Source organism: Microbacterium sp. MPKO10 (assembly GCF_026107415.2).
GTDB lineage: Bacteria > Actinomycetota > Actinomycetes > Actinomycetales > Microbacteriaceae > Paramicrobacterium.
Map to the genome: position 1 here is coordinate 50,448 of NZ_JAPCHX010000001.1, position 24,836 is coordinate 75,283.

Annotated in this window: 23 protein-coding genes; 3 read left to right on the forward strand and 20 right to left on the reverse strand. The window is 63.2% G+C overall.

The genetic code is table 11. The features are described from left to right. Positions 1-2: 2 nt before the first annotated feature. The 10 genes from yjfF to OK352_RS00250 all read right to left on the reverse strand — a co-directional run bounded on the left by yjfF (position 3) and on the right by OK352_RS00250 (position 11,598). Positions 3-1,034: a galactofuranose ABC transporter, permease protein YjfF gene (yjfF, locus tag OK352_RS00205; protein WP_265139381.1), complete on the reverse strand. Its 1,032-nt coding sequence runs from the start codon at positions 1,032-1,034 to the stop codon at positions 3-5. Further along, entirely contained in the window at positions 1,031-2,068 is a 1,038-nt protein-coding gene (locus OK352_RS00210; protein ID WP_265139382.1) for an ABC transporter permease, read from the reverse strand. The genes yjfF and OK352_RS00210 overlap by 4 nt, the downstream gene beginning before the upstream one ends. Further along, positions 2,065-3,606: a sugar ABC transporter ATP-binding protein gene (locus OK352_RS00215; protein WP_265139383.1), complete on the reverse strand. Its 1,542-nt coding sequence runs from the start codon at positions 3,604-3,606 to the stop codon at positions 2,065-2,067. Before OK352_RS00215 ends, OK352_RS00210 begins: the two co-directional genes overlap by 4 nt. 60 nt (positions 3,607-3,666) lie before the next feature. Further along, on the reverse strand, positions 3,667-4,650 hold the full coding sequence (locus OK352_RS00220) for an ABC transporter substrate-binding protein (protein WP_265139384.1): 984 nt from the start codon (positions 4,648-4,650) through the stop codon (positions 3,667-3,669). Between the two features lie 289 nt (positions 4,651-4,939). Beyond that, on the reverse strand, positions 4,940-6,217 hold the full coding sequence (locus OK352_RS00225; RefSeq protein WP_265139385.1) for a sugar ABC transporter ATP-binding protein: 1,278 nt from the start codon (positions 6,215-6,217) through the stop codon (positions 4,940-4,942). Then, positions 6,217-7,230, reverse strand: coding sequence for a LacI family DNA-binding transcriptional regulator (locus OK352_RS00230; protein WP_265139386.1), 1,014 nt, complete (start codon positions 7,228-7,230; stop codon positions 6,217-6,219). The genes OK352_RS00225 and OK352_RS00230 overlap by 1 nt, the downstream gene beginning before the upstream one ends. Positions 7,231-7,335: 105 nt before the next feature. Continuing rightward, a complete protein-coding gene (locus OK352_RS00235) occupies positions 7,336-8,127 on the reverse strand; it encodes an ABC transporter ATP-binding protein (RefSeq protein WP_265139387.1) in 792 nt (263 codons plus the stop codon). A gap of 32 nt (positions 8,128-8,159) precedes the next feature. Then, complete coding sequence (locus OK352_RS00240; protein ID WP_265139388.1) at positions 8,160-9,188, reverse strand: ABC transporter substrate-binding protein; 1,029 nt, start codon at positions 9,186-9,188, stop codon at positions 8,160-8,162. Positions 9,189-9,218: 30 nt separating this feature from the next. Beyond that, on the reverse strand, positions 9,219-10,040 hold the full coding sequence (locus OK352_RS00245) for an ABC transporter permease (RefSeq protein ID WP_265139389.1): 822 nt from the start codon (positions 10,038-10,040) through the stop codon (positions 9,219-9,221). A 160-nt stretch (positions 10,041-10,200) separates the two neighbouring features. Next, positions 10,201-11,598, reverse strand: coding sequence for an MFS transporter (locus tag OK352_RS00250; protein WP_265139390.1), 1,398 nt, complete (start codon positions 11,596-11,598; stop codon positions 10,201-10,203). 61 nt (positions 11,599-11,659) lie between these two features. Here OK352_RS00250 and soxR point away from each other — a divergent pair, with 61 nt between their 5' ends. Continuing rightward, positions 11,660-12,133 carry a redox-sensitive transcriptional activator SoxR gene (soxR, locus tag OK352_RS00255; protein WP_265139391.1) on the forward strand — a complete coding sequence of 158 codons (474 nt, stop codon included), beginning with the start codon at positions 11,660-11,662 and terminating at the stop codon, positions 12,131-12,133. 24 nt (positions 12,134-12,157) lie between these two features. Here soxR and OK352_RS00260 read toward each other — a convergent pair whose 3' ends face one another. The 6 genes from OK352_RS00260 to OK352_RS00285 form a co-directional block, all read right to left on the reverse strand. Further along, entirely contained in the window at positions 12,158-13,321 is a 1,164-nt protein-coding gene (locus tag OK352_RS00260; RefSeq protein ID WP_265139392.1) for a cystathionine gamma-synthase, read from the reverse strand. 45 nt (positions 13,322-13,366) lie between these two features. Then, entirely contained in the window at positions 13,367-14,731 is a 1,365-nt protein-coding gene (locus OK352_RS00265) for a cystathionine beta-synthase (RefSeq protein WP_265139393.1), read from the reverse strand. A 77-nt stretch (positions 14,732-14,808) separates the two neighbouring features. Beyond that, entirely contained in the window at positions 14,809-16,689 is a 1,881-nt protein-coding gene (locus tag OK352_RS00270) for an ABC transporter ATP-binding protein (protein ID WP_265139394.1), read from the reverse strand. 68 nt (positions 16,690-16,757) lie between these two features. Continuing rightward, entirely contained in the window at positions 16,758-17,735 is a 978-nt protein-coding gene (locus OK352_RS00275) for a carbohydrate ABC transporter permease (protein ID WP_265139395.1), read from the reverse strand. After that, positions 17,732-18,703 (reverse strand): carbohydrate ABC transporter permease, encoded by a 972-nt coding sequence (locus OK352_RS00280; RefSeq protein WP_265139396.1) that lies wholly within the window; start codon positions 18,701-18,703, stop codon positions 17,732-17,734. Before OK352_RS00280 ends, OK352_RS00275 begins: the two co-directional genes overlap by 4 nt. 76 nt (positions 18,704-18,779) lie before the next feature. After that, a complete protein-coding gene (locus OK352_RS00285) occupies positions 18,780-20,129 on the reverse strand; it encodes an ABC transporter substrate-binding protein (protein WP_265139397.1) in 1,350 nt (449 codons plus the stop codon). 292 nt (positions 20,130-20,421) lie between these two features. Between OK352_RS00285 and OK352_RS00290 the strand changes: the two genes are divergently transcribed. Then, positions 20,422-21,429, forward strand: a complete 1,008-nt coding sequence (locus tag OK352_RS00290) for a LacI family DNA-binding transcriptional regulator (RefSeq protein WP_265139398.1) — start codon at positions 20,422-20,424, stop codon at positions 21,427-21,429. Between the two features lie 6 nt (positions 21,430-21,435). Here the strand turns inward: OK352_RS00290 and OK352_RS00295 are convergent, their stop codons facing one another. From OK352_RS00295 to rplJ, 4 genes are all read right to left on the reverse strand, one after another. Next, positions 21,436-22,656: an MFS transporter gene (locus OK352_RS00295; RefSeq protein ID WP_265140231.1), complete on the reverse strand. Its 1,221-nt coding sequence runs from the start codon at positions 22,654-22,656 to the stop codon at positions 21,436-21,438. 39 nt (positions 22,657-22,695) lie between these two features. Continuing rightward, positions 22,696-23,172: a MarR family winged helix-turn-helix transcriptional regulator gene (locus tag OK352_RS00300; protein WP_265139399.1), complete on the reverse strand. Its 477-nt coding sequence runs from the start codon at positions 23,170-23,172 to the stop codon at positions 22,696-22,698. Positions 23,173-23,279: 107 nt separating this feature from the next. Beyond that, positions 23,280-23,672, reverse strand: a complete 393-nt coding sequence (gene rplL / locus OK352_RS00305; protein WP_265139400.1) for a 50S ribosomal protein L7/L12 — start codon at positions 23,670-23,672, stop codon at positions 23,280-23,282. Positions 23,673-23,720: 48 nt separating this feature from the next. Next, entirely contained in the window at positions 23,721-24,236 is a 516-nt protein-coding gene (rplJ, locus tag OK352_RS00310) for a 50S ribosomal protein L10 (protein WP_265139401.1), read from the reverse strand. 345 nt (positions 24,237-24,581) lie between these two features. Between rplJ and OK352_RS00315 the strand changes: the two genes are divergently transcribed. Continuing rightward, on the forward strand, positions 24,582-24,740 hold the full coding sequence (locus OK352_RS00315; protein ID WP_265139402.1) for a hypothetical protein: 159 nt from the start codon (positions 24,582-24,584) through the stop codon (positions 24,738-24,740). Positions 24,741-24,836 lie beyond the last annotated feature (96 nt).

A 24,836-nucleotide genomic window follows, 5' to 3' on the forward strand; every position in this document is an offset into this window, starting at 1 on the left:
TGTCAGCCACGTCTGAGGGTCAGAACCTTCTGCAGCACGATGAAGATGAGAAGCAGCGCGCCGATGAAGATCTTCGTCCACCACGAGGTGAGTGTTCCGTCGAAGGTGATCAGCGTTTGGATTGTGCCAAGCACGAGCACGCCGAGAACCGAACCGAGAACCGACCCATAGCCCCCGGTGAGCAAGGTTCCGCCGATGACCACGGCCGCGATCGCATCGAGCTCGGTTCCGACCGCAGTGAGGGCATACCCGGAGAGCGTGTAGAACGTGTAGAGCACACCGGCCAGGCCGGAGCAGAAGCCCGAGATCGCGTAGACGAGCACCTTGGTGCGCGCGACAGGAAGCCCCATCAGCGTGCTCGATGCCTCCGAACCACCGATGGCGTACACCGTGCGTCCGAACCGCGTGTACCGCAGCAGGATCACGGCGATGATCACGACCAGGACGGCGACGATCACGCTCGGGGTGATGCTGAGGCCGAAGACGCGCAGCCGGGTCTGGCCCATCATCGTGAAGAAGGGTGCCTCGATCGATATCGACTTGGCGCTGATCACATAACAGAGCCCACGCGCCAGGAACATCGCCGCGAGCGTCGCGATGAACGGCTGAATGTCGAAGTAATGCACCATCACGCCAACGAGCAGACCGAGAACTGTTGTCGACACGAGAATCAGCGGAATGATGACCCCGGCAGGGAGCCCCGATTGTGCCATCGACGCCGTCATCATCGTTGCCAGGGCGAGCACGGCACCCACGGAGAGGTCGATGCCCGCCGTCAGAATCACGAACGTCATGCCAACGGCGAGAACCACGAGGTGGGCGTTGTCGATCAGCAGGTTCACGACGATTTGCGGGTTCGTGAAACCGCGGTACTGCGACATGCCGTAAATGAACATGCCGACAAGCAGCAACCCCGTCACGATCACCGGACCGTACTTGGGGTTCGTGAAGACATCCCGGATGCTGTGGAGACCACGTGCGGAACGCGCGATCGTTCCTGGCGTGGACTCGGGCTGTGTGCGAGTGAGCGTCATGATGCGGCCACCTCCGTGCGCAGGACCCGGCGTCGTCGCCAGGCGTTCAGGTATTCGGCGGTCTTCGGCGATTGCAGAAGACACACGGCAGCAACGACAGCGGCTTTGAAGACCATCGTCACGATCGGTGGGATGCCGACGGTGTAGACGGTCGTGACGAGCGTCTGAATGACCAGCGCGCCGACGACCGTTCCCCAGAGCGAATAGCGCCCGCCCATCAACGATGTTCCGCCGATCACAACAGCGAGAATCGCATCGAGTTCGATGAACAGACCCGTGTTGTTGGCGTCTGCAGCCGTCTGACTACTCGTGAGAATCAGACCGGCTACGGCGGAGCACAGCGCGCAGAACACGTAGACGAGAATGAGCAGACCACGTGCCCTGATACCGGCCATGCGGCTTGCCCGCGCATTGATGCCTGTCGATTCGATGAACAGGCCCAACGCGGTTCGGCGTGTGAGCAGGCCGGCGAATGCGACGGTCACTGCCGCCGCGACGACAGCAAACGGCACGCCGAAGATCACCCCGGAGCCGAGGTAACGAAAGGCGTCACTCGACACGGTGATGATCTGCCCCTTCGTGATGAGCATCGCAATTCCGCGCCCCGCGGTCATCAGAATCAGCGTCGCCACAATCGGCTGGATGCCGATCACCGCCACCAGTGCGCCGTTCCAGATGCCCAGAACGAGCGACACGGCGATGGCCGTCCCGATCGCCACGATGGTGGTTCCCACGCTGTCCGGGTTCGGCGACCCAAGAATGATCGCGGCGGCGACTGCTCCGGCAATCGCACAGACGGAACCGACAGACAGGTCAATGCCCTGTGTCGCAATCACAAGGGTCATGCCGATCGCGATCATCAGGGTCGGTGAGCCATTGCGCAGAATATCGATGACGCTGCCGTACAGGGCACCCTCGCGAATCTGAATCGTGAAGAACCCGGGAAAAGCAATGACGTCGATCACCAACAGTGCCAGGAGCATCGCGATCGGCCAGAACAGCTTCGACGAGGTGATGCGCTTGAGCAGTGTCATGATGCGTCCTCCAGGTCCTGTCCCTCGGCGATCACGGCGAGGACGTCGTCGGTCGTGAGAGTGTCATTGTCGAGAACCGCGACGAGGCGACGGTCGCGCATCACAGCGACCCGGTGGCTGAGGCGAAGAACTTCGTCAAGCTCGGCCGAGATATAGATCACGCCCATGCCGTTCTCGGCCAGGTTGACGACGAGCTTCTGAATTTCGGCCTTCGCCCCGACGTCGATGCCCCGTGTGGGTTCGTCGAGGACGAGCAATCGCGGCGCGATCGCCAGCCATCGAGCGAGCAGCACCTTCTGCTGGTTTCCACCGGAGAGGGTGCGCACGAGAGCATCCGGATTCGCCGGCTTGATTCCGAGTGTGCTGATATAGCTGTCGACGAGTTCGTTGCGGCGCTTGGCCGAGAGCGGGCGGAACCAGCCACGGTCGGCCTGCAGGGCCAGAATGATATTGTCACGGATGCTGAGTTCGCCGAGGATCCCCTCGGCCCTGCGATCTTCGCTGGCGTAAACGACGCGATCGGACAGCGCCCGACGCGGGGTCCGGAATTTGACGGGCGACCCCGCAAAGCTGATGGTTCCCGAATCCGACCTGTCGATGCCGGTCAGGAGCCGGGCAAGTTCGCTGCGGCCGGAACCCAGAAGACCGGCGAAGCCGACGACTTCGCCCTCGAGGACGCTGATGTCCGCCGGGTGGACGGCACCTCGCCGGCCGAGGCCCTGGGCCTCGATGATCGCGGGGATGTCCGATTCCTGCGTGTCCTCGGCGTCATCGGACGACCGCTTTTCGAGAGCATCGAGAACTGTGATCTCTTTGCCGATCATTTTCTGCACAAGGTCGATCCTCAGGAGTTCGTTCGTGAGGTACTCCCCCTCGAACCGTCCGTTACGCAACACGGTCAGTCGGTCGGAGATCTCGTAAACCTGGTCGAGAAAGTGCGAAACGAAGAGAATCGCGACACCGTCGTCCTTCAGCTTCCGGATGATGCGGAAGAGTTCTTTGACCTCATCAGCGTCGAGGCTGGACGTCGGTTCGTCGAGGATCAGAACCGTGGCGTTGATGCTTGTCGCCCGAGCAATCGCGACGAGCTGCTGCACCGCGAGCGAGTGCGAACTGAGAAGCGAGCCCGGGTCGATGTCGATACCCATGCGCGTCAACACCTCGGCCGCGTGCGCTCGGCAGGCCGCCCAGTCAATGCGACCAGCTCGGCGCGGTTCGCGCCCCAGCACGATATTCTCGGTGACGGTGAGGTTGGGAAGCAGGTTCACTTCTTGGTACACCGTCGAGATTCCCGCATCCTGCGCAGCCGCCGTCGAGGCGAAGGTGACGGGGCGCCCGTCGAGAAGCGTCGTCCCCGAGTCCGGGCGATACACGCCGGTAAGCGCCTTGATGAGCGTTGATTTCCCTGCCCCGTTCTCACCCATGAGCGAATGCACTTCGCCGGGGAACATACGGAAGCTGACGTCGTCCAGCGCCTTAACGCCGGGAAAGGTGATCGAGATGTTGGTCATCTCGACGATGGGAGCCGTTGTGGACATCGCGTTATCTCCTCTGATAACACTGTGTGCCGGGCCCCGTCGGGGCCCGGCACGGTGTGATCAGTACTTGCGGTCGGGAAGGGCTTCCTTCGCCTCTTCCTGGGTGAATGTCGTCTCTTCGGTGACAACGCGCTTCTCGACGTCCTCACCGGCAGCGACCTTCTTGACGAGCTCGACGAGCTGGTCTCCGAGCAGCGGGTTGCACTCAACGATGAAGTTGATCTTTCCCTCGGCCAGCGCGGTCATCCCGTCTTTCACCGCATCGACGGTGATGATCTTGATGTCCTCGCCCGGCGTGAGCCCGGCCTCTTCGATTGCTTCGATGGCTCCCAGTCCCATGTCGTCGTTGTGCGAGTAGATCACATCGACGTCGGAGTTCGACTTGAGGAGCGCTTCGGTGACCTGCTTGCCTCCGGCGCGTGTGAAGTCACCGGTCTGCGAGGCGACGATCTCGAACTTGGAGTCGTCCTTGATCACATCAGCGAAGCCTTCGGCACGATCGATCGCCGGAGCGGCACCCGTCGTTCCTTCGAGCTGGATGATCTTCACGGGGTCATCGGAATCCGCATACTCCTCGACGAGCCACTCCCCTGCCTTTTTGCCCTCTTCGACGAAATCACTGCCGAGGAATGTCTCGTACAGCGAGTCATCTTCAGAATCAACGGCCCGGTCGGTGAGGATCACCGGAATACCGGCGTCCTTCGCCTCTTGGAGCACGGCGTCCCAGCCCGACTCGACGACAGGGGAGAACGCGATCACGTCAACACCCTGCTGAATGTACGAGCGGATCGCCTTGATCTGGTTCTCCTGCTTCTGCTGGGCATCAGAGAACTTCAGCTCGATTCCCGCTTCTTCAAATGCGCGTTTGACGTCCTTCGTGTTCGCCGTGCGCCATCCGCTCTCGGCTCCCACCTGAGCGAAGCCGACGATCAGGTCCTCCGGAGCCTTCTCGCCGCCATCGCCACCGGATGCTCCTGCGGAACACCCGGTCAGGGCGAGCAGCATGGCGCCGGCCGCCGCGAGTCCGGTCACAAACTTCTTCACACTAAACCTCCTTGTTCAGCCGCGACCGATTTGGCCGCTCCGGCACCAGTCGCAGTTCGCCTGAGCACCTGCCAGAATGTTAGCGCTCACAATTCACATGTGACAAGCATTCAACATCACGAATCGGTAACGTGCTGAACTATGGGGTTCCGCGGCGAGAAGCCCGATGCTCCTGAAATGTGAGCGTTCTAAACCCCACATCGCTAACAAACGATCGTCAGCACTTCCCCCGTCCGCTCAATGCATGGCGCCGCCAGAGCGCCCCCTGCTCGCTCAGCACATGGCAGGGTCAAAGCGTCAGAATGCGCTCGAGGCGCGGCCCGGTCAGGTCGCCCGCCGCGAGCGCTGCCCGCACGCGGCCGTGAACAACCGCCAGAGCCCCATCGGCGAGCGCCGCGGCGTCATGGGGCCCCGCGGAGATGACGACGGCCGCGCCTGCGCCGGCGATCCGCGAGACCAACTCGATCCGTGCTGCGCGATCATCGGGGCCGAGCCCGAGAAGCGGCTCAGCGATCAGCACCACACGGGCTGGTCCGGTGACGAGGCTCTCCAGCATCCCCTCGAACTGGTCCCTCGACGGCGGCCTGCCGACGCCAACAGCCTGCAGCAGTGACGCCGTCGACACCGGGCGGTACTCGCGGCCGGCGTCGATCACCCCGGTGCGCGAGAGGGTGCGCAGGCGCTCCGCCGAGACACGACTCGGGAGACCACCAATGAACCCCACCTCGTAGCTCAGGGGGTGCTCGGTCGTGAACACCGCTCCGTGCTCGAGGGCCGCTTCGCGGGACAGCCCCACAATGTCGGTTCCGGCGACGGTGACGCTCCCCGAGACGATCTCGCCGTAGCCGCGCCCGCTCAGGCTCGCCAGCAGCTCATGCGCGTGTGTTCCCGCCAGAGCGAGCACCCGGCCAGCGCGCGCCTCGAACGAGATGTTCTCGAACACCGGGCGATCCGCCCGCACCGGGTGGCGGACGGTGACCTCGCGCACGTCAAGCAGAACGTCCCCTGCCGGGCGGGAAGTCACGGGAGCTATGGAGTCGCTGATCCCGAGCGCAGCGCTGAGACCGGCAGCATCCGTCGGTTCGAACGGCCCCCGCAGGCGTTCGTGATCGGCCACGAGCACCTCGTCGACATCCGGATGTAAACCATCGAGCGTTGTCAGCGCTACCACCAGCGGGATCCGACGCGAGGCCTCGACCAGGGCATGTTGCCACCGGATGCTGTCAGCGAGCACAAGCTCCTCGTGCGTGTCGTCCACCAGCACTGCTGGCTCCTCGCCCTGCCTGGCCAGCGCCACGGCCCGCGCGAGCTGCACCAGGCGCGCGTCGACGACGTCGAGGGTGTTCGCCGGCGCCCGGACATCGCCGCGCCACCCGACAGCATCCAGGCATTCGATCGCCTGCGCCTCAAGCTCCCGGCGCCGAATGAGGCCGAAGCGCGTCGGCTCATGACCGAGCATGACATTCTCGGCGATGCTCTGATGCGGGCTCGGCGCGCCGCCGGGAGTGAAGCGATAGCCGGGGAGCGCGTCGGGCAGTCCGCCGAGCACGATTTGCAGGCGCGCCATCAGAGCTGTGCCGTTGACTGCCGCACGATCAGACGCGGTTCGATCGTCTCGACGGGCGCGCCCGCGGAGTCATCGATGTCGTTGATGAGACGGGCCACGGCGCGCCGCCCCACCTCGGTGAAGTCCTGGCTCACTGTGGTGAGCGGGGGCCAGAAGTGCCGTGCTTCCGGAATGTCGTCGAACCCGACAATCGACAGATCGCCCGGAACGTCGAGGCCTCCCTCGCGGAGCGCGTGGATCAAGCCGAGTGCCATCTGGTCGTTGCTGGAGAACACGGCTGTCACACGGGGATCCTCCCGCAGCCGGCGCCCCACGCTGTAGCCGAAGTCTGACGACCAGTCGCCGATCAGGGGCGCTTCAGTGGTGATGCCATGTGCTGCCATCTCTTCGACGAACCCGCGTGTGCGCGCCTCGGCCTCGATCCAGTCCTGCGGTCCCGCCACGTGGGCGATGCGTCGATGCCCCAGTTCGACCAGATGCCTCGTCGCCAGCCGGGCGCCCAAGACCTGGTCAACGGCAATCACGTGTCGGCCAGCTTCTGCTCGCTGATGGACCGCCACATACGGCACGCCAAGCGGAAGCAGGCTGAGCGTATTGAGTACGCGCACCTGCGGGGCGACGATCACGATGCCATCCACCGCCTGATTCATGAGGTGGTCGAGACCGGCACGGATCTCGTCGTCGTCTGAGCCGCCGAGGTTCACCGTGCTTGCAAAGTATCCGCTGTCTTTCGCTGCGATCTCCACGGCCTTGATCATCGTAGCCGGGCCGTATTCAGATCGGTGCGATGCGAGGATCCCGATCGTGCGCGATCTGCTCGTCACGAGTGCACGCGCTGCGCGGTTTGGGCGATAGTTGAGCTCGGTCATCACCTCAAGGACGCGCTGCTTCGTCTCATCGCGCAGGCTCGGGTGATCGTTGATGACACGCGACACGGTCTGATGGCTGACGCCCGCGGCTCGGGCGACGTCTCGCATATTGGGAGCGCGACGTCGTACGTCGTCTGTAGCCATGGGCCCCCTCATCACGCGATCCTGCGGATCAAATCTACGATGCCGGGGGCCGATGTGACAACGTCACATCGACCCCCGGCATCCGCAGTCACAGATTTCGGGTGCTCAGTCTGCGGTAGCTGTTGATCCGAGGAGCTCGCGGACGCGACTGGAAACCCGGTGGAACTCCCCGGTCTCGAGCACACTCGCGTAATCACGCTCCGGGGCGAGATCGACGGTGTGCTCTTCAACGATGCGTCCCGGCCGCGCACTCATCACGACCACCCTGGTCGCCAGGTATACGGCTTCGGCCACCGAGTGGGTCACCAGCAGAACAGTCGTGTTCGTCTCACGCCAAATGCGGTTGAGCTCAACGTTCATCTTCTCGCGTGTCAAGGCATCGAGGGCACCAAATGGCTCGTCCATGAGCAGCACATCCGGCTCGTGCAATAACGCACGGCACAGAGAGACACGCTGCTGCATACCTCCCGACAATTCGTGCGGCAACGCCTTCTCGAACCCACCAAGCCCCGTCATCTCAATCAGTTGATCTGTGCGTTCGTTCGCGGCACGCATGTCCATTCCTCGCATCTCAGCTTGGATCAGGATGTTTCCGCGCACGCTACGCCAGTCCAGAAGAGCAGCTCGTTGGAAGACGTATCCGATGTCCTGCCGAGGAGCGTCAACCCGACTACCGCGGAGCTGGATCTCGCCATGACTCGGCTTAGTCAGGCCGGCGACGGCCTTGAGCAGCGTCGATTTGCCGCAGCCGGATGGTCCCGCAATCGCGATGAACTCACCTTTCTGAACATCGAGATCAATGCCGTCGAGCGCGTTGACACGTCCGCGCTTAGAGGCAAACGTCACAGCCATATCAGCGATCGAGACAATCTGCGAGTCTGTACCTTGCTTCGCCATTGGACTTCCTTCCGGTGTGAGGAGCGTCATGGTCACTTCCCCGGTGAGAATGACGCATCGAAGTAGCCTTCGACGTCACCACCGCCGTCGATGAGCCCGGCGTCCGTGAGGACCTCGATCGTCGACTCCCAGTCCTCCTCTGCATTGACCCCGGGGGCGTCGCCCTCTGTCGCATTCGTGTGGAGCAGCTTGATCGTCTCATTCCACTGATTGAGGAGCACGTCCTGGCTGGGCAGCTGGGGATCCTTGCCCTCCATCGAGGCGACGGCTGATTCGGGATCATCGGTAGCCGCTTCGAAAGCCTCTGAGGTTGCTGCGACCATGGCGGATACCAGGTCTGGATCGCTCGAAATCGTGTCCGTCGGTGCGACGAGCCCGTTGCTGAAGAAGTTCAGCCCCGCATCTGAATAGCGAAGGTAGCGGACGTCCTTGCCGCTCTCCTCAGCGATTGTTGGGCCCTGGTCGTGCGCGAAACCGATGAGTCCATCGACCTTTCCCGAGAGCATGGCAGCCATCTTGCCTGCCGCATCGAGGTTCTGTTGCTTCACGTCCCCCTCAGAGAGGCCCACTGCTTCGAGATAGGCGGGGAAGGTCGTCGTTGGAGCATCACCTGCCGAGACAGCAATCGTCTTGCCCTTCAGATCCTCCGGCGATTCAATTCCCGAATCGGCAAAGACCTGTACGGCCGACGGCGTTGTCTGGAGAAACACTCCGACGCTCTTGATCGGCACGCCCTTGTCAATGTTGGCCAGCACAGCAGGGGTGTCGGCCCAGCCGAAGTCCACTTGCTTCTGGCCAACAGCCTGTGCCGTCTTTGTGGACCCTTGACCGGCCTTGATGGTGAGGTCGATTCCATGCTCTTCGAAGATCCCCTGCTCGACGCCGTAGTAGAACGGCGCGTGCTCCCCATACGGGTACCAGTTGAGCATGAGCGTGACTTCGGTCGTGCCCTCACCGCCCCCGGACGACTCGGCGTCGCCGGACCCGCTGCACCCGGTGAGCGCGAGTGCTGATGCGGCGATCCCGGCAATTGCTGTTAGTGCTGCTTTTGACTTCTTCATCGAAAGCCCCTTTTCTTGGTTTGTGAGTATTCAAAGTCGAACTGTGGTGGCGCCGAGGTCTCGCTTCGACGAATGCCACGGGATGAGGAATCGCTCGGCGACTTGGATGAGTCCGAAGAGAAGAACACCCATGAGCGACATGATGATGAGTGCGGCAAAAAGCATCGCCGTATCAAGGTTTCCGTTGGCTTGAAGGATCACGTAGCCGAGCCCTTCATTCGCGCCGACGAATTCTCCGACCACCGCGCCGGTGACAGCGAGCGTCGCGGCAACTTTAAAACCCGACAGAAGCTCGGGGAGCGCAGCAGGAAGCCGGACCTTGATGAACGTCTTAAAGCGCCCGGCACCCATGGTGGACGCGAGTTGAAGAACGTCCGGATCTGCCGACCGCAGGCCCGAAAGGCCAGAGATCACGACGGGGAAGAACGCCATGAGCACAGCGACGAGGATCTTCGGGCTCGCCCCAAACCCAAGCCACACGATAAAGAGTGGGGCGATGGCGATCTTCGGAACAACCTGGGCGAACAGGATCACGGGATAGAGCGTCTTCTCGAGGCCACCCGAATAAACCATCACCACCGCGACCGCGAGTCCGATCACAATGGCGATGACGAACCCAACAACTGTCTCGTATGTCGTGACCCACGTGTGCTGAGCCAGATAAGCAGCATTGTCGGCAAAAGCCGCCCATGTGTCGACCGGCGAGGGGATGATGTACGGCTTGACCCATCCGGCCTCCGTCACCACCCACCAGACAACCGCAAGCGCGACGACGAACACGATGGGATGCCAGCTCCGGCTCCACCAGCGTGCGAACGCTCCTGGCTCAGACTTCTGTTCTGAAAGAGCCATCATTTCTGTGCCGGGTTGCGTCGATAGAGCCGCCATTGCCACTACCTCGTTCTCGTCGATGAGTTTGGGAAAGCGTATTCCGAGTACGCCACCGATACTAGGTTGAGCATCGAGCGGTGTCAATTCTCCCGACGTTTCTCCCCGGCTCTATTGAGGCGTGTCAGCCGATGTCGGGCGTGAGGTGAGAAGACTCGTCAACGGATGCCGCGACTCGCGGCGCCGCGCAGGCGGCTCCCACCGCAACTGCCGCGGTGAGGGCGAAAACGGCTGCAAACGCCATCGCGCCCGAGGTAAAGACGGCGAAGACAAGTCCCGTGAGCGCCAGCGAGAGGGCACCTCCTAACGAGTCAGCTATCGAGATGGCCGAGCTGTTGAAGCCCTGCTCGCGAACCGTCGAGTATGCAAGCACCAATACGGACGACCTCGGATAGACAAGACCCATGCCTGCACCACCTACCGCCCAGCCGATGATGATCAACAACGGGGGCAAGTGAAGAGCTGCCGTGATGCAAGCAACCGCCATTGACGTGACGATGAGCAGCGTTCCGACGCGGGCAAAAACGACGCTCGGCACCCGCGACCCGATGCGGCCCTGGACAACAGAGCCTCCCGACCAGCTCAGTGCGGCGAGAGTGAGCGCGAGTCCTGCGATGCTTGGGCTGAATCCGAATTCCCGCGTGAGCAGATAGGGCACATACACCTCGGCGCCGATGAATGCCGCTGAGGCGAGGCCACGCAGACTGATTACTGCCGGAAGCCCTCGTGCCGCTCTCAGCGCGCCGCGAGGCATCAGACGTGTTGCTGACGCGATCGCCAGTGCACCAAAGCCCGTTGCGAGAAACCAGCCAATAACCGGCGCAGTTCCGAGAAGGCTCACCCCGAGCACACCGCCCGCGGCAAGGCCTGCGAACCCTAGTCGAGCCCAGGGGATCGGTGTCGTTTCCACACGCGGCCGATCAAGTGATCGCAGCGCGGGAATCACCATGGACAGCGCCAGGCAGACAAGCGCGACGACGCCGAGAAACACCCAATGCCAACTGAAGATCTCGGCGACTGCTCCAGCGACGAACGGCCCAACGAGCGAGGGCACCACCCAAGCCGCCGCGAATGCAGCGAAGATCCTCGGATGCAGTTCGGCCGGAAATACGCGGGCGACGACGACGTAGACTGCAACAGTCAGCCCACCTCCCCCAAAGCCCTGCAGCAGCCGTCCCAAGACAAAGACCGCCATCGAACCAGCCACACCGGCAACGAGCAATCCGATGGTGAACAGGGTGACCGAGGCGTATAGAGAGAGAACGGGTCCGCGCCTATCGGCCCAGCTTCCAGCCCCGACCATGCCGATAATGCCCGTCGCGAGCGGACCGGCGAAGGCGAGCGCATAGAGCGCGTCGCCCCCGAGGTCAGCACTCACGACGGGCATGACGGTCGTGATGGCCAGGGATTCGAACGCCGAGAAGAAAACGAGCGCGACCGTTCCCGTCGTCACCCAGCGATATCTTCTTTTCAGGATCCCGATCGCACCATGGTTCTCGTCGACCGTTTCCCCGCCTGTCACATGTACAACCGTAGAACCTCAACTATGGTTGAGGTCAAGCACAGTGGAAGGGATCCGAGTCATGCCGCAGCTTCCCGGAGGAAAGCACCACGACCTGACGATCGGCGAGCTGTCGAAACGCAGCGGCGTCACAGCATCCGCCCTGCACTTCTATGAACGAAACGGGCTCATCACAGCCGAGCGGACGGGCGGCAATCAACGCCGCTATCGCCGAGACACACTCAGACGCGTCGCGTTCATCCGCACGTCACAGCGTGTCGGCATGTCGCTGGCCGACATCAGGGCCGCCCTCGACTCGCTTCCGGACGGCCGCACCCCGACCAAGCGCGACTGGGCGCGGCTCTCGGCCGGGTGGCGCGCCCAGCTCGACGAGCGCATCGCCGCCCTGCAGCACCTGCGCAACGACCTCGACGGCTGCATCGGCTGCGGCTGCCTGAGCCTCAAGAACTGCTCGCTGCAGAACCCAGACGACTCACTCGGTGAGGCCGGGACGGGACCGCGGCGCTGGCCCGAGGTGGCTCCGCCTCCCGCGTAGCCGCGCTGAGTGGAAGCGGTCGGGTCAGCGCTTCTTCGACGTGCGGGCGAGCGCGCCATCAACGTCGGCAAGCAGATCATCGACGTCTTCGATGCCGACAGAGAGCCGCACGACGTTCTCGGGCACGGCAAGATCTGTTCCGGCCACGGACGCATGCGTCATCGCACTCGGATAGTTGACGAGCGACTCGACTCCGCCCAGCGACTCGGCGAGCGTGAAGACGCTCAGTCGCTCGGCGAAGCGCCGCGCCGCCTTCTCTCCTCCGGAGAGCGCGACAGACAGCATCCCGCCGAATCGCGACATCTGCTGCGCCGCCAGCGCGTGCCCCGGGTGCGACTCGAGGCCCGGGTAGTAGACACGCTCCACGCCCGCGCGTCCCTCGAGGAACTCGGCGATTTTCTGCGCGTTTGCCGAGTGGCGCTCCATGCGGACGTCCAGCGTCTTGATGCCGCGCGAGGTCAGGTAGGCATCGAACGGACTCGACACCGCACCCGCCGCGAAGTGTTGGAATCGCACAGTCTCGTACAGCGCGTCGTCGTTCAGAACGATGGCACCGCCGATCACGTCGGAATGCCCGCCGAGGTACTTCGTCGTCGAGTGCACAACGACGTCGGCACCGAGCGCGAGCGGCTGCTGCAGCGCCGGAGTCGCAAACGTGTTGTCCACGACGACGGTCACTCCGGCGGCATGCCCCACTTCAGCCAGCTCGGCGATGTCTGTCACTTTCATGAGCGGGTTCGACGGCGTCTCGACCCAGAGCACCTTCGTCTCGGCGCGCAGCGCACCCTGCACCTCGCGCAGGTTGCCCAGGTCGACGACGGAGTGTGTGACGCCCCACGCGTCGAAGATCTTCGCGATGAGCCGGTATGTTCCGCCGTACACATCGTTGCCGATGACGATGTGATCGCCCGGCTTCAGGATGCCGCGCAGCAACGCGTCTTCAGCAGCCAGACCGGACGAGAACGAGATTCCGTGCGCGGCCCCCTCAAGCGCGGCGAGCTGCTGCTCGAGCGCGGCCCGCGTCGGATTGCCCGCACGACCGTACTCGTAGCCCTCGCGCAGGTTGCCGATGCCGTCCTGCAGGTGCGTCGACGTCAGGTGGATCGGCGGGATCACCGCTCCCGTTGTTCGATCCGGCGCCTGTCCGGCGTGAACGGCGCGAGTGGAAAAGCCAGGGTGTGTCGACATGAGGTCCTTTCATGCGCTGCCTCGTGCGGCAGCATCCGGTATCGATCAGCTGCTGAAGAAGGTGAGGAGGTCCTGGCGCGTGAGCACGGCCACCGGGTTGCCCTCGTGGGTGACGAGAAGAGCATCGGATGCTGTCAGCTCGGCACGTGCCGCCGCGACAGTCGCTCCGGTTCCGACGAGGGGAAGGGGGTCGCCGATCACCGACGACACGGCATCGTTCATCGCGGTGTCGCCCGAGAACACGCGCTCGAGCAGATCGCTTTCGTTGATCGAGCCCGCAACCTCTCCCATCACAACGGGCGGCTCAGCCGTGAGAACCGGCAGCTGCGAGACGCCATATTCGGTCATGATCTGAATGGCGTCGCGCACCGTGTCTGTCGGGTGCACGTGCACGAGCGCCGGCAGTTCGCCGGTCTTGCCTGTGACGACATCCGAGATCGTGCGTTCCTCGGGGTCGTCGAGGAACCCGTATGAGCGCATCCAGTCGTCGTTGAAGATCTTGCCGAGGTAGCCGCGGCCACCATCGGGCAGAAGCACGACGACCACAGCATCCGCGGGCAGGTCCTGCGCCGCCTTGAGAGCGCTGACGACGGCCATGCCGCTCGAGCCGCCCACCAGCAGCCCCTCCTCGCGGGCGAGGCGCCGGGTCATGGCGAACGACTCGGCATCGCTCACCGCGATGACCTCATCGACGACGCTCGGGTCGTACGCGCCCGGCCAGAAGTCCTCACCGACTCCCTCGACGAGGTATGGTCGCCCGGAACCACCCGAGTACACGGAGCCGTGTGGATCCGATCCGATGATGCGCACGGCACCGTCCGAAACCTCACGCAGGTACCGTCCGGTCCCCGTGATGGTTCCGCCGGTGCCGACGCCCGCGACGAAGTGCGTGACGGCACCATCGGTATCGCGCCAGATCTCAGGGCCGGTGGTTTCGTAGTGACTGCGCGGCCCGTTCTGGTTGAAGTACTGATTGGGCTTGAAGGCGCCGGGAATCTCACGCGCGAGCCGGTCGGAGACCGAGTAATACGAGTCGGGGTCGTCCGGCGCCACCGATGTCGGCGTGACGACGATCTCTGCCCCGTAAGCTGTGAGGACGTTGCGCTTGTCCTCCCCCACCTTGTCCGGCAGCACGAACACGCAGCGGTAGCCGCGCTGCTGCGCGATAAGCGCGAGCCCGACCCCGGTGTTTCCCGACGTCGGCTCGACGATGGTGCCGCCCGGCTTCAGGTCGCCCGCCTCTTCGGCCGCATCGATGATGCGCTCGGCGATGCGGTCCTTCGAGGAGCCGCCCGGGTTGAGGTACTCCAGCTTCACGAGCACGGTTGCGGCAATGCCCTCTGTCACCCTGTTGAGCTTGACGAGAGGGGTGTCACCGATGAGATCAGTGATGGATGAGGCGTACTTCACGTGAGTGTATCCGTTTCAAGGTCGTGTCGCTTCTGGCGTCGCTTCGAGCCTAATACGCGCGCCCTGGGCATGGATGACTATGACGGATGCTGTGACACACCGTGCCCGCCCGACTGCTCGCGGTACATTCGCGCGTACACGCCGTCGGCCTGTACGAGTTCGTCGTGTGTGCCCTGTTCGGCGATGCGTCCGCCGTCGATGACCAGGATGCGGTCAGCGCCAACGATCGTCGACAGCCGGTGGGCGATGGCGATCGTCGTGCGCCCCTGCGATGCGGCGTCGAGTGCCCGCTGCACAACGCGTTCCGAGAGCGAGTCGAGCGCGCTGGTCGCCTCGTCGAGCAGCATAACGGGCGGATCCTTGAGCATCACGCGGGCGATCGCGAGGCGCTGCTTCTCACCGCCGGAGAGCCGGTAGCCGCGTTCCCCCACCGTTGTGTCGTACCCTTCGGGGAACGCCGCGATCGTGTCGTGGATGTTCGCCGCTCGCGCGGCGACTTCAAGCTCAGCATCCGTCGCCTCCGGCTTCGCGTAGCGCAGGTTCTCGGCGATCGACGCGTGAAACAGATAGGTCTCTTGACTCACGATGCCGATGTTGTCGATGATCGACCCCTGTGTGAGCTCCCGCACATCGTGCCCCGCGAATCGCACTGTTCCGCTTGAGGCATCGTAGAGCCGGGCAACCAGATACGAGATCGTCGTCTTGCCCGCTCCGGACGGGCCGACGAACGCCGCGAACTCGCCCGGTTCGATGGCGAACGAGACAGAATCGAGCGTGGGCCGTGACTTCTCGGGAGCATCCGGGTAGCGAAAGCTCACGTTCTCGAAGCGCACACTGCCGATTGGGCCCGGAGCATCGGCGACATCCACGGCGTCCGGGCTCTCGGTGATCGCGGGTGCGAGGTCGAGGTATTCGAAGATGCGCGCAAACAGAGCGCCGGAGGTCTGCAGGTCGAGGGCGACGCGCATGAGGCTCGTGAGCGGAAAGAGCAGGCGGGACTGCACGGTCGTGAACGCGACGATCGCGCCCGCCGTGATGTCACCGATTCCGCCGGTGATGAGGAACCCGGCGCACAGATACACGATGGCGGGAATCGACGACATGAAGATATTGACGAGGGCGAAGAATCCCTGACCGCTCATCGCCTGCCGCACCTGCAGACGGATCTGCGTGCGGTTCGCGTCGCTGTAGCGGTCGATCTCGGAGCGCTGCCTGTTGAAGGTCTTCGACAGCAGAATCCCCGAGACGCTGAGGGTCTCTTGCGTGATCGCTGTCATGTCGGACAGCGATTCCTGTGCCTGCCCGGCAATGCGCGCCCGGACCTGGCCGACGCGTCGCTGTACGAAGACGAGGATGGGCATCAGGATCAGGGCGACGACGGTGAGCTGCCAGCTGATCAGCACCATCGCGACGAACGCGGCGATGACGTTCACTGTATTGCCGAGCACGCTCGAGACCGTGTTCGTCAGTGCGTTTGCGACGCCGCCGACGTCGTTCTGCAGGCGCGATTGGATCACCCCGGTCTTCGTGCGAGTGAAGAAGCTCAGCTCCATCGCCTGCAGCCGCTCAAACAGCGTCACGCGCAGCTCGCCCATCACACTGTTGCCCACGGAGGCCGTCAGGTACGCCTGCCCGACCCCGAGCCCGGCAGACAGCACATAGAGGCCGATCATCGCCGCGACGATGACGCCCAGAGCGTCGAGGTTCGGTGACCCGGATGGCGGAAAGAGCCCCACGTCGAAGGCGTCCTCGACGAGCAGCGGCGGAATCACCGAGATCGCCGCGGTGACGAGCACGACGGCGACGGTGAGCGAGACCGCGAGCTTATGCGGCCGGAACAGCGCCATAATGCGGCGGAAAAGATGCGGAATCTGCGGTGCGCTCGCGTTCTCCCTCTTCAACGCGTTGGCGTCTGCACGCGCGGCGCCGCCCACAGGTCGACCGCCGCGCATGCTCATGCCCTCACCTTATGCAGATGAGGGCATGAGTGTGGGCGCGAACGCGACGCTTTCGGCGAACGCGCCGGTCAGCCCTTCGTCGACCCGGCGAGCAGACCACGTACGAAGTACCGCTGCAGGCTGAAGAACACGATAAGCGGCACGATGAGCGAGACGAAAGCGGATGCTGTCAGCCTCTGCCAGTCCTGACCGCGCGTTCCGGTGAGCTCTGCCAGCCTCTGCGTCAGTGGCGCAACATCTTGCGTTCCTCCCGAGAAGATCAGGGCAACGAGCAGGTCGTTCCAGACCCAGAGGAACTGGAAGATCGCCACCGAGGCGAGCGCCGGCATCGCCAGCGGAATCACGATCCGGAAGAAGATCTGCGCGTGGTTCGCGCCGTCCACTCGTGCCGCCTCGATCACATCGCCGGGAATCTCGGAGATGAAGTTGTGCAGCAGGAAGATCACGAGCGGAAGCCCGAAGATCGTGTGCGCCACCCAGATGGAGAGGTAGCTCTGCTCCGGAATCATCGGGATGATGTCGTGAATCACACCCTGAATCGGCTTGAGCAGCTGAACGGTCAGCTGCAGCAGGGGCAACAGGGCCATCTGCAGCGGAACGATCTGCAGCGCGAACACGAAGATGAACAGCCAGTTCGACCCGCGGAAGCGAATCCACGCGAAGACATACGCCGCCATGGCGCCCAGGATGATCGGGAAGATCGTCCCCGGAATCGCGATTGCGAGCGAATTAACGAAGTACGCGCCGAGCTGCGGTGATGAGGCGGATGCTGAGAGCAGCACCTCCTGGTAGTTGTCGAGCGTGAAGCCCGGGTTCTGGAAGATCGTCCACCAGCCTGTCGACTGAAGCAGCTCGGCGGGGCGGAATGACGAGACGAAGAGCCCGAACGTCGGGATCGTCCAGATGACGGCGATGATCAGCGCGAACGCTGATGCTGTGCGCGAGGTCAGGCGGCGCCTGACCCGCTTGCTCGGCCCCTGGTCGAAGCCGTCCTTGCCTGCCTTGCCGGGCGTCGTCACCGCGGCGGTCGTTGGTGTCGTGCTCATCGGATCTCCCTCTGCTGCCGAAGCACCCTCACGTTGTAGACGACGATCGGGAGCACCATGATGAACAGCACGAGCGCGAGTGCCGACCCGCGCCCGGGCTCGTTCGCACGGAAGGCCTGGGTGTACATCTCATTGGCGACGACGCTCGACCCGAAGTTACCGGCCGTCATCGTGCGCACGATGTCGAACACCTTGAGCGTCGCGATCGTGATCGTCGTGACGACGACGACGAGAGAGCCCCGGATGCCGGGAAGCGTGACGTTCCGGAATCGCTGCCACGCATTCGTGCCGTCAAGTTCTGCCGCCTCAAGCTGGTCGGCGGGGATCGCTTTGATCGCTGCCGAGAGCACGACCATGGCGAATCCGGTCTGAATCCAGATCATCACAATGATGAGCAGGAATGTGTTAATCGGGCTCGACTGCAACCATTGCACGGGGTCGCCACCGAACCACACGACGATCTGATTGAGCAAACCGATCTGATCCCGGTCGCCTGCACGGTAGTCGTACACGAACTTCCAGATGACGCTCGCTCCGACGAACGAAATCGCCATCGGCATGAACACGAGCGCCTTGTAGACCTTCTCGCCCCGAGACTTATCAATGAACACGGCGTAGGCGAGGCCGACCGCCGTTGAGATGGTGGGGACAAGAATGACCCAGAGCACCGTGTTGAGCAGGGTCTGGAGAATCGTCGGCTGGGTGAACATCCAAATGAAGTTGTCCACGCCGTTCCACTCACCATTGCGATTCGTGAATGACAGGAGCGTCGTGCGAATCGCCGGATAGATGAGGCCGACGGTGAGGAGGATCATCGCGGGGGCAAGAAAACCGAGGATCTGCCAGACGGTCTTTCCCCGTCTGGGCGCGCGCCCGAGGAGGAGCAGGAGAATCCCGATCACCGCCGCGAAGATCGCCAGGCCGCCGACCAGCTGAATGATCTTTCCGATGAGATCAGCAGTCGTCATGGTGAGACGCCTTTCCGTGAAGCGAGAGTGAGTGTAGGTGAGGCGCCAGCTGGCGCCTCACCTACACTCAGGGCGTTCAGCTGCTGGGCCAGCTGGACTCGATGGTGTCCGTGACATCCTCCGAGCTCTTGCCGTTCAGCCACTCGATGATGCCCGTCCAGAACGACGAGGCGCCCACGGCGCTCGGCATGAGGTCAGAGCCGTCGAAGCGGAACACGGTGTCCGGGTTCTGCAGAATCTCGACGCTGTCCTTCAAGATGTCGCTTCCCGCGTTCTCCGGGTCGAGACCCGAGTTCGCGCTGATCACACCGCCGAGCGAGACGCGCTTGTTCGCCCACGTGTCGCTCGACAGGTAAGCGCGAACCGCTTCAACGGCGTCGCTCTCGGTGAACGCGACGACGAGCTCTCCGCCGCCGGTCACGGCCTGACCCGCGTCTGCGGATGTCGGCGGCATCAGGAACGCATACACATCACCGTCAGCGGCGACCTTCGTTCCCTCGGGCCAGAAGCCCTCATAGAACGATGCCTGGTGGTGCAGGGAGCATTCGCCGTCAAGGATCGGGAGTCCCGCGTCACCGAATGCCGTCGAGATGATCGTCGAGACATCGCCGAGTCCGCCGTTGACCATGTCAGGGTTCTTCAGGTACTCGCCTGCGGAGTCGAAGGCCTTGACGATTGCCGGGTCGTTGAACGGGATCTCGTGTTCAACCCACTGGTCGTACACGTCCGGTCCGGCCTGGCGGATGACGAAGTCTTCGATCCAGTCCGTCCCCGGCCAGCCGCTCGCCTCGCCGGATTCCATGCCGGCACACCAGGGCTTGTGGTCACCTTCGGCGGCGATGGTCTCGCTGAGTTCCTTGAGCTCGTCGAGCGTGGTCGGGATCTCGTATCCCTTTTCCTCGAACTCACTCGGCGAATACCAGATGTAACCCTTGACACTCGCCATGAGCGGGGCGGCGTAGAACTCGCCGTCGTAGGTGCCGTAGGTCTTCCAGTCTTCCGACCAGAACTCGTCAACGTGGTCTTCCACAGCCTGCGATGCCGGTTTGAGGTAGCCGCCCTCGGCGAGCGTGTTGAAGAGCCCAGGCTGCGGAACGATGCCGATATCGGGAGCGTTTCCGGCCTTCGCCTGTACGGCGATCTGAGTCTCGAACTCCTGCGAGCCCTGATAGTTGACCTCAATGCCCGTGCAGGCAGCGAAGTCCTGCCAGGTCTTCGTCATGAGGTCGGCCTCGGTGTCAACGATGGTGCCCGCGATCGACACCGACTCGTTCTCGAATGTGCCGTACTCCTCGTACGGTGCGCAATCGACGTCCTCTTTGTCTTGGGCCGCGATGTCGCCCGTGCACCCCGTGAGCGCCAGGCCGGCGACTCCGGCAAATGCTAATGGGATGAGAACGCGTCTGCCGCGCTGTGTGAACCTCATCGTTATCCTCCTCGTCGAGTGATGCAGGGCGGGTGGTGTTACCCGAGAAACCGTCAGGAACCGGTTCCAGTTCATAACCTACTTGGCTCTCATCAGACGCACAAGCCATCAAGATCACAAATGGATATCCCCTTGGTTTCCCTCTCATCCCAAATGGGAGCGCTCTCACTGCCCGTTGCGTTTCGGGAATCGGTTCCAGAACGATCCAATCTGCGGTACTGTCGCCTCGGGCGAGAATCCCGGTGACACCGGATGTTCGCACCGTGTTCCATAGAAGCCGACGGAGGACACCATGAGCGCTCTCGCTGATGTTGCCAAACTCGCCGGCGTCTCCAAATCGACGGCGAGCAGAGCGCTCTCGGGCGGCGGGTACGTCTCGGAGGCGACACGGCAGAAGGTCTCGGCTGCCGCCGCGAAGCTCGGCTATGTGGCGTCGAACACGGCAGCGAGTCTCGTCACGGGTCGCACGAAGTCCGTCGGCGTCATGATTCCCTTCATCTCACGCTGGTTCTTCGGCGAGGTCCTCGAGGGAATCGAGTCCGAGCTGCGTACGCATGGCTACGACATGACGCTGTACAACGTGCACCCCAGCGAGCGGAGCGACGACGTCTTCGACTATTTTCTTGCCCGCCAGCGCTTTGACGGCGTCATCGCCGTCGCCGTCGAGCCGGCCGAATCCGACGTGCGTCATCTGCGCGGGCTGGGTCGCCCCCTCGTTGGCATCGGCGGCCATATTCCGGGGATCGCCTCCATCGCCATCGACGACGTGGGCGTCGCGCGCCTGGCAACGGAACACCTAGTGGAGCTCGGACATACCGACATCGTCCATATCGGAGGGGACTCCGGCCCGCGCACCGATTTCTCGGTTCCACGCAAGCGACGTCTCGGATACGACCAGGCGATGGATGCTGCCGGGCTCCCGCACCCGCGGATCCTCGACGCCGATATGAGCATCCCCGGCGGCTACGAGGCAGCCGTCGACGTACTCACTGATGCACGCAATCGCCCGACCGCGGTCTTCGCCGCCTGCGACGAGATCGCGATCGGGGCAATCATCGCCGCGCGAAGGCTCGGCATCGATGTTCCGGGCCAGCTGAGCGTGATCGGCATCGACGGCCACGAGTGCGCGCCGATGTTCGCCCTCACGACGTTCGAGCAGTCACCTCGCGATCAGGGCAGCCAGATCGTCGACACGCTCCTGTCCGCGATCGACCGCGGGGTCGAGCCGGCCGCGGGCGTCGTCTTTCACCAGACACGGCTCAGGGTGCGCAACTCGACGAGCGCGGCACCGACGCGCTGATCACCGTCAGGAGGCGTCACCCGCCGCGATCGCTGTGGCCTCTTCAAGCTCGCTCTCGATCGACGTGTTCACCCGTCGCAGCACGCGATGGCCACCGAGCACGACGAGGAACGAGATGAACGCGGCACCCGCGGCAACGTAATACGGAACGGGAGCACCGAAACCATCGGCGAGCATCGTCGCAGCCGTCGGGGCGATAGCCCCACCCACGAAGCGCACACCCGAGTAGGCTGACGAGGCGACGGATCGCGGCAGGTCCGTGGCCTCCATGACCGATTCCGTGAGCACGGTGTTGAGGACGCCGAGCACGAGGCCGCCGAAGACGATGCAGCCGATCAGGCCGGGGATGCTGTCGATGAAAATCCCAGCGGCGACGAGCGTCAGCGCCAGTAGAGCGAGCGCGATGCGCAGGACGGTCGTGCGATGCAGACGTGCCGTCAGGAACGGAGCGAGGAAGACGCTCGTGATCGCGAGGCCGACCCCCCAGCCAAAGAACGTGAAGCCGAGGCCCATAGCGGGAAGCCCGAGGGGGAACGGCGAGTAGGCGAGCAAAACGAAGAACGCCATGTTGTAAAACAGTGCAGCGATCGCGAGTAGTCCGAGTGCCGGCCGTCCCAGTGCGCGGAATGGCGCTGACAGGGGAATCGGGTCAACGCGCGCGTTGGCGCTGGAGTCCGTCTTCAGCAGAGTGACAATGGCGATGAACCCGAGGGCCATGAGCACGGCAGTGCCGAAGAACGGTCCGCGCCAGCTGATGTGACCAAGCAGGCCGCCGAGCAGCGGCCCGATGGCGATGCCGAGGCCAAGCGCGGCCTCGTAGAGAATAATTGCTGCGCTTGATCCCCCGGCGGCAGCACCGACGATCGTCGCGAGAGCCGTCGAGATGAAGAGTGCGTTTCCCAGCCCCCAGCCGGCGCGGAACCCGATGACAGCCTCCACGTCGTTCGAAAGCGCGGCAAAGAGGGCGAAGGCGACGATCAGCACCAGCCCGAACATGAGAGTGCGCTTAGCCCCGAGCCTGCTCGACAGCCAGCTCGTGAAGAACATGGCGAGGCCGGTGACGGCGAGGTAGCTCGTGAAGAGCATTTCCGTCTCTGTCGGTGTGGCCTGAAGGTCTTCGGCAATGCTCGGAAGAATCGGGTCGACGAGGCCGATGCCCATGAACGCGATGACTGCAGCGAATGCCACTGCCCATACGGACTTCGGCTGCTTCAGGATGTCACGCATACCACCGTCAGAGGCTGCTTTCACGAGAGAGGATCTCCTTTAACTTGTTGAAGTGACACCACCAACTGATGTCCGGTCATTCACGATCTCGAGCGTGCGAGTGATCACGCGTACGTCCTCCGCGCTGAGATCGGCAAAATACGGGGCGAGGGAACGCGCGAGGGCACGGCGCCACTCATCGAGCGCAGCGACACCGCTTTCCGTCACGTCGAGCACCTGCGCTCGCGCATCGTCCGGATCGACAACCCGGCTCGCCCATCCCAGCTCAACCAAGTGCTGGACGATCTTCGTCATCGTCGGCTGCGTCACACGAGACTGCCGTGCAAGTTCACCGAGCCGTGTCGGCCCCAGAGATCGGAGCGCCGAAACAGTGCGCCACACAGCGGGGTTCTGCGGGTCCACAAGAGCCTGCGCGGCAAGCCGAGTGAGCCGGTGCGCCGATACGACGAGTTCACCGATGAGTTCTTCCGGCCCGCTGTCGCCTTCGGAGCGCGAGCCGTCGATCATATCTGCCATTATCTATATAGCCTATCTATAGATCAAACCAACGTTAACCACAGAAGGCTCTGCTCCCACGGGGAGCAGAGCCTTCTGGAATCACGATTGTCCCGGCAGGGACGTGATTACTTGAGTGTGACAGTGGCGCCGGCCTCTTCGAGAGCAGCCTTCGCCTTGTCAGCGGTCTCCTTGTTGGCACCCTCGACAACGGGCTTGGGTGCACCATCGACGAGACCCTTGGCGTCGCCGAGGCCGAGCGAGGTGAGCTCGCGGACGACCTTGATGACCTGGATCTTCTTGTCGCCAGCGGCCTCAAGAATGACGTCGAATTCGGTCTGCTCCTCTGCCTCTTCCTCGGCAGCGGCGCCACCGGCGGCCGGAGCCGCACCAGCAACGGCGACGGGAGCAGCAGCGGTGACCTCGAAGGTCTCCTCGAATGCCTTGACGAACTCGTTGAGCTCGATGAGCGAGAGCTCCTTGAAGCCCTCGATGAGCTCCTCAGTTGACAGCTTTGCCATTGTTTTCTCCTTGTTTTTCGTTACTCACCGCTGTAGTAGGCATACGCCTTACGCAGCGGACTCCTGCTTTTCGCGCAGCGCGTCGACCGTGCGAACGGCCTTCGACAGCGGTGCGTTGAACAGATATGCGGCTCCGAACAGCGAGGCCTTGAAGGCACCGGCGAGCTTCGCCAGCATGACTTCGCGGGACTCGAGGTCGGCGAGCTTGCCTACCTCTTCGGCGGTCAGAGGGTTACCGTCGAAGTAACCACCCTTGATCACCAGAGAAGGGTTCGCCTTGGCAAAGGCACGCAGACCCTTGGCGACGGCAACAGGGTCACCGTGCACGAACGCGATAGCGGACGGTCCGGTCAGGTCATCGTTGAGCGATGACAGGCCCGCGTTGTTCGCAGCGATCTTGGTCAGCGTGTTCTTCACCACGGCGTAGGTTGCGTCCGCACTGATGGACTTGCGCAGCTCCTTGAGCTGCCCCACAGTGAGGCCGCGATACTCGGTCAGCAGAACGGCAGTCGAGCCCTGAAACTTCTCAGTGAGCTCGGCAACCGCGGCTTCCTTGTTCGCCATGGCCACTCCTTATGTATGCGTACGCGCGTCGCGGAAGCGACGCGCCCTGACACCGTGGTGGCTGCGTTCATGAAAAAAGCTCCGGCACAGGAGGCGCGGAGCTGATGCAGAGAACTGCGAAAACTTCGATTCCACCTGCGCGGGCCGTTCTCGAAACGAGAACCTTCGTGCGTGCGCACTTCTGCGCACCACAGACCAACGGTCTTCGGTACGACAAAGATTACGCGACCGAGACAGCAATGACAAATCCACGGGGCCGCACCCTTGACGCACCGTCCGCGAATTCCTATTCTTTCCATATTGCAAGAGTTAGATTTTGCCATATGGAATTTCAAGGGAGATGCCATGACGACAGCAGACGACGACGCACGCCCTGAACCAGGCACCGACGGCGCCGAGCCCATCTGGAACGGCGTGGATGCCGACTTCTACCTTCCACAGGAAGACAGTCGCGGGTGGTTCGGATTCAAACGCCGAGCACGCGATTCCGACACCTCAAGGTAATATCCGCGATGCGAAAAGGGATTTCCGAATTATTGGACGTTGCCACTCGGGCAGGGTAGAATCTCAGCACGCCGTCGTTGACGGCGCAGGGCGGCG

Coding starts and splice junctions, on each gene's coding strand:
- yjfF (WP_265139381.1), bottom strand. CDS start 1,034: ATGACGCTCACTCGCACACAGCCCGAGTCCACGCCAGGAACGATCGCG.
- OK352_RS00210 (WP_265139382.1), bottom strand. CDS start 2,068: ATGACACTGCTCAAGCGCATCACCTCGTCGAAGCTGTTCTGGCCGATC.
- OK352_RS00215 (WP_265139383.1), bottom strand. CDS start 3,606: ATGTCCACAACGGCTCCCATCGTCGAGATGACCAACATCTCGATCACC.
- OK352_RS00225 (WP_265139385.1), bottom strand. CDS start 6,217: ATGGCGCGCCTGCAAATCGTGCTCGGCGGACTGCCCGACGCGCTCCCC.
- OK352_RS00230 (WP_265139386.1), bottom strand. CDS start 7,230: ATGGCTACAGACGACGTACGACGTCGCGCTCCCAATATGCGAGACGTC.
- OK352_RS00235 (WP_265139387.1), bottom strand. CDS start 8,127: ATGGCGAAGCAAGGTACAGACTCGCAGATTGTCTCGATCGCTGATATG.
- OK352_RS00240 (WP_265139388.1), bottom strand. CDS start 9,188: ATGAAGAAGTCAAAAGCAGCACTAACAGCAATTGCCGGGATCGCCGCA.
- OK352_RS00245 (WP_265139389.1), bottom strand. CDS start 10,040: ATGGCTCTTTCAGAACAGAAGTCTGAGCCAGGAGCGTTCGCACGCTGG.
- soxR (WP_265139391.1), top strand. CDS start 11,660: ATGCCGCAGCTTCCCGGAGGAAAGCACCACGACCTGACGATCGGCGAG.
- OK352_RS00260 (WP_265139392.1), bottom strand. CDS start 13,321: ATGTCGACACACCCTGGCTTTTCCACTCGCGCCGTTCACGCCGGACAG.
- OK352_RS00270 (WP_265139394.1), bottom strand. CDS start 16,689: ATGAGCATGCGCGGCGGTCGACCTGTGGGCGGCGCCGCGCGTGCAGAC.
- OK352_RS00275 (WP_265139395.1), bottom strand. CDS start 17,735: ATGAGCACGACACCAACGACCGCCGCGGTGACGACGCCCGGCAAGGCA.
- OK352_RS00280 (WP_265139396.1), bottom strand. CDS start 18,703: ATGACGACTGCTGATCTCATCGGAAAGATCATTCAGCTGGTCGGCGGC.
- OK352_RS00285 (WP_265139397.1), bottom strand. CDS start 20,129: ATGAGGTTCACACAGCGCGGCAGACGCGTTCTCATCCCATTAGCATTT.
- OK352_RS00290 (WP_265139398.1), top strand. CDS start 20,422: ATGAGCGCTCTCGCTGATGTTGCCAAACTCGCCGGCGTCTCCAAATCG.
- OK352_RS00295 (WP_265140231.1), bottom strand. CDS start 22,656: ATGCGTGACATCCTGAAGCAGCCGAAGTCCGTATGGGCAGTGGCATTC.
- OK352_RS00300 (WP_265139399.1), bottom strand. CDS start 23,172: ATGGCAGATATGATCGACGGCTCGCGCTCCGAAGGCGACAGCGGGCCG.
- rplL (WP_265139400.1), bottom strand. CDS start 23,672: ATGGCAAAGCTGTCAACTGAGGAGCTCATCGAGGGCTTCAAGGAGCTC.
- rplJ (WP_265139401.1), bottom strand. CDS start 24,236: ATGGCGAACAAGGAAGCCGCGGTTGCCGAGCTCACTGAGAAGTTTCAG.
- OK352_RS00315 (WP_265139402.1), top strand. CDS start 24,582: ATGACGACAGCAGACGACGACGCACGCCCTGAACCAGGCACCGACGGC.